Origin of the sequence: Kitasatospora sp. NPDC059795 (assembly GCF_042732175.1) — a bacterium.
In the GTDB taxonomy this organism is placed as follows: Bacteria; Actinomycetota; Actinomycetes; order Streptomycetales; family Streptomycetaceae; genus Kitasatospora.
Genome location: NZ_JBHWID010000045.1, coordinates 1 through 4632 on the forward strand (window position 1 = coordinate 1; position 4632 = coordinate 4632).

6 protein-coding genes and 1 pseudogene are annotated in these 4632 nt (G+C 72.2%); 3 read left to right on the forward strand and 4 right to left on the reverse strand.

Annotated features, from left to right (window positions below; all coding sequences use genetic code 11):
- Window positions 1-91 (reverse strand): annotated as a pseudogene (locus ACFV4P_RS35800) (electron transfer flavoprotein subunit beta); the annotation flags it as partial.
- Between the two features lie 448 nt (window positions 92-539).
- Window positions 540-890, reverse strand: coding sequence for a thioredoxin family protein (locus ACFV4P_RS35805; RefSeq protein ID WP_073819451.1), 351 nt, complete (start codon window positions 888-890; stop codon window positions 540-542).
- Window positions 891-1260: 370 nt separating this feature from the next.
- On the opposite strand from ACFV4P_RS35805, the gene ACFV4P_RS35810 reads away from it, so the two are divergent.
- Window positions 1261-2028, forward strand: a complete 768-nt coding sequence (locus tag ACFV4P_RS35810) for a lysophospholipid acyltransferase family protein (protein ID WP_380477671.1) — start codon at window positions 1261-1263, stop codon at window positions 2026-2028.
- A 72-nt stretch (window positions 2029-2100) separates the two neighbouring features.
- On the opposite strand, the gene ACFV4P_RS35815 is transcribed toward ACFV4P_RS35810, so the two are convergent.
- Window positions 2101-2601, reverse strand: coding sequence for a MarR family winged helix-turn-helix transcriptional regulator (locus ACFV4P_RS35815; RefSeq protein ID WP_380477672.1), 501 nt, complete (start codon window positions 2599-2601; stop codon window positions 2101-2103).
- Window positions 2602-2692: 91 nt separating this feature from the next.
- Between ACFV4P_RS35815 and ACFV4P_RS35820 the strand changes: the two genes are divergently transcribed.
- Both ACFV4P_RS35820 and ACFV4P_RS35825 read left to right on the forward strand, forming a co-directional pair.
- A complete protein-coding gene (locus ACFV4P_RS35820) occupies window positions 2693-3253 on the forward strand; it encodes a carboxymuconolactone decarboxylase family protein (protein WP_380477673.1) in 561 nt (186 codons plus the stop codon).
- A 24-nt stretch (window positions 3254-3277) separates the two neighbouring features.
- Window positions 3278-3643 (forward strand): hypothetical protein, encoded by a 366-nt coding sequence (locus ACFV4P_RS35825; protein WP_380477674.1) that lies wholly within the window; start codon window positions 3278-3280, stop codon window positions 3641-3643.
- A 135-nt stretch (window positions 3644-3778) separates the two neighbouring features.
- Here the strand turns inward: ACFV4P_RS35825 and ACFV4P_RS35830 are convergent, their stop codons facing one another.
- On the reverse strand, window positions 3779-4168 hold the full coding sequence (locus ACFV4P_RS35830; RefSeq protein ID WP_380477675.1) for a VOC family protein: 390 nt from the start codon (window positions 4166-4168) through the stop codon (window positions 3779-3781).
- Window positions 4169-4632 lie beyond the last annotated feature (464 nt).

Here is a 4632-nt window from a genome sequence, read left to right on the forward strand (position 1 = left end):
CCTCCCGATCGGTGGTCGCATCGTCCGCGAAGCGACGGTCACCGGTCGCGTCGGGCACGTACTTCACACAGACAACGATCCTCAAGCTCACGGCCTGCTCTCCTGTTACTGGTCCGATCCGGCGGCTGCGGCTGCGTCCGTGCGTGTCGAGCGGTCTCGGCACACGCGCGGGGGCCGCGGTCCGGGCGGCTCGCGCCGATACCCTCCGGAACTCCCCGGCAGCATACTCATGAGTAGCTCAGCCGTCACTACTCGCCAGTAGCTTACGCTGCCGCAGGTCCGGCCGGGCACGGTCGCCGCCGCCTTGGCCCATCCTGCCCCAGGGCGGCCCGACTGCCACCTGACCTGGCACCAGATCCGCCTGTGAGATTGAACGCTAGGGCCTGTCTTCGAACCCCCGCCTGCCCCACAACGCCTGGCACGCACTCTCGCCGCACCGGGCGAAAGACCAAGTACACCCAGTACGAGGCCTTCCACCCGGCACGCCGAGAGCACGCACCAGACGCCGCGGGGCTGCGGCGCGGGTTCGAAGACAGGCCCTAGACAGCCTCGCCGAGTGCCACGATCACATCCACCCGACGCGGCTGGCCTGCCGCCCGACGCACCACCCGGCCCCCCGCGTCCAGCACCAGCACGGTCGGGGTGCGCAGGATCTCCAGGCGGCGCACCAGCTCCAGCTGCGACTCGGCGTCCACCTCCACGTGCGCCACCCCCTCGACCATGCCCGCCACCTCGGCCAGCGTGCGGCGGGTCGCCCGGCACGGCTGGCAGAAGGAGGTGGAAAACTGCACCAGCGTCGCCCGCTCCCCCAGCGCGGCGCCGAGCTCCGCCCCGGTCAACCGCACCGCTCCGCCCTCACCCTGCACCGCGCCGCCTCCCGTCGAGCTCATCACCGACCCAGTGTGACAAACACCGCGCCGGGCCCGGGCACTCCGCCCGGCACCGGTGCCATGACCACTCTCCGTGCCGCCTTCCGACCTCCGCCGACCTCCGCCGACCTCCGCCGACCTCCACCGCGGCAGCCCGGCACACCGCCTCCGCCCGTCGCCCGGGCCGCCGTTCCCCCCCCCTCCGGCACCCGGCCCGCACCCGCCGGACCGACCTGCGCGGTGCGCGGGCGTGACAGACCTTGCCCGTTCGGGGGATTATCGGGGGGAAACACCCGTGGCCGCCGCGGCGTGCCGCGACCCGTCGGCCCTGCCACCACGCCCCGGGATCCACCGCACCGGGCAGCAGGCCCGTGGGAAGTAGGACTGACCCGTGGCAGAGTTCGTGTACCCGCCGGTGATCCGCACCGCGCTCACCGCGTTCAAGGCGCTGGACCTGCGGATCTCCATCGTCGGCGCCGAGCACGTCCCCGCCACCGGCGGCGCCGTCCTGGTCAGCAACCACATCAGCTACCTGGACTTCATCTTCGCCGGCTTCGGCGCCTACCGGGTGGCCCGCCGCAAGACCCGCTTCATGGCCAAGGACGACGTGTTCCGGCACAAGATCTCCGGCCCGCTGATGCGCGGCATGAAGCACATCCCGGTCGACCGCACCGACGGTCAGCCCGCGTACGAGGCCGCGGTCAAGGCGCTGCGCGAGGGCGAGGTGGTCGGCGTCTTCCCCGAGGCCACCATCAGCCGCTCCTTCATGCTGAAGAAGTTCAAGACCGGTGCCGCCCGGATGGCCGCCGACTCCGGCACCCCGCTGCTGCCCGTCATCCTCTGGGGCACCCAGCAGCTGTGGACCAAGGGCCACCCGAAGACCCTGACGAAGCGCCACGTCCCGGTCACCATCATGATCGGCGAGCCGATCCACCTCACCGAGGCCGACCGTCCCGTCATGGTCACCCGCCGCCTGCGCGCCGCCATGTCGGAGATGCTCGACCGCGCCCAGCGCGAGTACCCCGCGAAGCCGGCCGGCCCTGGCGACGAGTGGTGGGTCCCCGCCCACCTCGGCGGCACCGCCCCCACTCTGGAGCAGGCCGAGGCCGAGGACGAGGCCGAAGCCACCGCCCGCGCGGAGCGCCGCGCCGCGCGCTGACCCCCGCCGCCCGCCGCCCGCCGTCCGCGCTGACGGAGCGGCGGGCCCTCGGCGTTTCAACACCGGTTCCGCTCAGCCGGCGAACCAGCCCGCCGCGTCCAGCCGGAAGCCGGACGGCCCGGTCAACTCGGCGATGCCGTCCTCCAGTTCGCGCAGCCGCTGCTCGCCCAGGGCCGCCGCCCAGCGTCCGCGGATCTGCTCGAAGACCACCGCCGACCGGGCCAGCACGTCCAGCCCGCGCGGGGTCAGCCGCACCACCTTGCGCCGCGCGTCGCCGGGATCGTCCGCCCGCTCCGCGTAACCGAGCGCCACCAGCCGGTCCACCGTCTTCCCGGCGGCCTGCTTCGACACCCCCAGCCGACGGCCGATCTCGCTCGCCGTCGCGCCTTCCATCCCGATCGCCTGCAGCGCGAAGCCGTGCGCGGGCCGCGCATCGGGGTGTCCCTGCCGGGCCAGTTCGGCGTGCAACTCGTCGATGATCGTGCGGAATCCGGCGAACAGCAGCAGCGGCAGCTCGAACCCGTTGCGCTGATCGACAACCTGGTTTACGTTTTGGTCAACCACGTTGTCCATTCTAGGACGCGCAGCCGAGGAACGCCCCCGGCCGCCCCGGCACGCCTCCCGCCATCCGCCATCCGCCATCCGCCATCCGAAAGGGACCACCATGTCCACCGCCACCGGCACCGCCCAGTACTTCCCGACCCTCACCCCCGAGACCGCACCGCCGGCCGCCCGCCGCTCCCTGGAACAGATCACCCGCCACCTCGGCCACCTCCCCGAGGCCGCCGGACGCCTCGCCCACGCACCCCAACTCCTCGACGGCTTCCTGAAGTTGACCGCACTCTTCGACGCCACCGAGCTCGACCCGCTGGTCCGCGAAACCGTCGTGCTGACCATCGCCACCCGCAACGGCTGCCACCTCTGCGTGGCCATGCACACCGCCACCCTCACCCGGCTCGCCGCCGACCCCGAACTGATCGCCGCCCTCCGCGCCCAGCAGCCCCTCCCGGACGCCCGACTGGAGGCCGTCCGACGCTTCGTCCACTCCGCTCTCGACCACACCGGCGCCGTCCCCGAACCCGACCTCGCCGCCCTCTTCGCCCACGGCTTCACGCCCCGCAACGCCCTGGAGATCGTCCTCGGCATCGGCGCCTACACCCTCTCCACCTTCGCCAACCGCCTCACCGGCGCCCCCGTCGACCCCCAACTCGCCCCCTACGCCTGACCTTCCACCCGGTACGCTCCCCCGGTGATCGACCGCGGCCTCACCCTCCCCGCACTCCGGCACCAACTGGTGACCGCGGTCCTCACCCTGGCCGCCCCCGGCCTCCAGGACGCAGACTTCGACCCGGCGCCGCACCTGGCCACCCTCCTCACCGACGCCTGCGACGCCACCGCCCCCGTCCCCTGGCTCGGCCACACCCTCCGCACCCCCGAGGAAGCCGCCCTCACCGCCGACCTCGGCACCGCCCTCCGCACCCACCTCACCGCCCTCCCGCCCGACCCCACCCCCACCGACCACCTCCACGCCCCCACCTGGCCCCCCATCACCACAACCGCCGCCCACCTCGCCCGCCTCCTCCTCCACAACGACCACCAGGCCCGCACCCCCTGACCGGCTCAGCCTCAGGACTCCGCACCCCGGCCGATCTGCCACCGTCCCGGATGCTCAGAAGCCGGACGTCCCCTGGCCTTCACCACCCACAAAAAAAGGGGGCCCCGACCGAGTCGGAGCCCCCACCACATCCCGTCAGCGACCCGGGCCGTCACCCTCGCCCGGCAGCGTGTCCGGCAGCACGAAGTGCGGGTTCTCGATCAGCCCGACCACCGCCCCGGACGGCTCCACCACCGCCGCCACCCGAATCCCCCCACCGACTTCCTGCACCGCCTGCCGCACCGTCGCCCCCGCGGCCACCACACCCTTCAGCGCCACATCGACATCCCGCACACCCCAGTACGTCACCGGCCCGACCGCCGGATCCCCGTTCGGATCGAGCGACAACTCGTAACCCCCGACGTTGAAGCCCACATAGAACGGCTCGTCGAAGTACGGCTCGAATCCCAGCACCGAGGACCACCACGCCTTCGCCGCAGCAAGATCCGGCGCAGGATAGATCACCGTCCGAAGCCCAAGAAACACGTCAACACCCTTTCACTTCAACCCAGTTCTTCCCACCGCGAGCGTACGACCCCACACCGACACACCCCAGCTCCGACACCGCACCGCTTCCCCCGTCGGTCCAGCCTGCTTGGATCGGCGCATGACCACGGACCGGCCGCCCTCGCCACGCGCACAACCACGGAGAACCATCCCTGGGTGCTGCTGGCAGCAGGGCCGATCATGTCCTGCGCCCCCACCGGCGACGCCGTGTTCGAGAACCTGGCGGCACCGCTCGCAGACCTGCGCCGGCTGACGGACCAGCTCCTCCCGGCGACCGCGGCCCCGGCTGCGCCACCCGTCCTTCAGGTGGACTTAACTCCACCCCGACCCGTGGTGACTGGTTCCGGGAATGGTCCGGGAATGCGAAAAAGCCCCCCGCCGTGAGGCGAGGGGCTTTCCCTGAAAGATTGTTCGGCGGCGTCCTACTCTCCCACAGGGTCCCC

Coding starts and splice junctions, on each gene's coding strand:
- ACFV4P_RS35805 (WP_073819451.1), bottom strand. CDS start 890: ATGAGCTCGACGGGAGGCGGCGCGGTGCAGGGTGAGGGCGGAGCGGTG.
- ACFV4P_RS35815 (WP_380477672.1), bottom strand. CDS start 2,601: ATGGACAACGTGGTTGACCAAAACGTAAACCAGGTTGTCGATCAGCGC.
- ACFV4P_RS35820 (WP_380477673.1), top strand. CDS start 2,693: ATGTCCACCGCCACCGGCACCGCCCAGTACTTCCCGACCCTCACCCCC.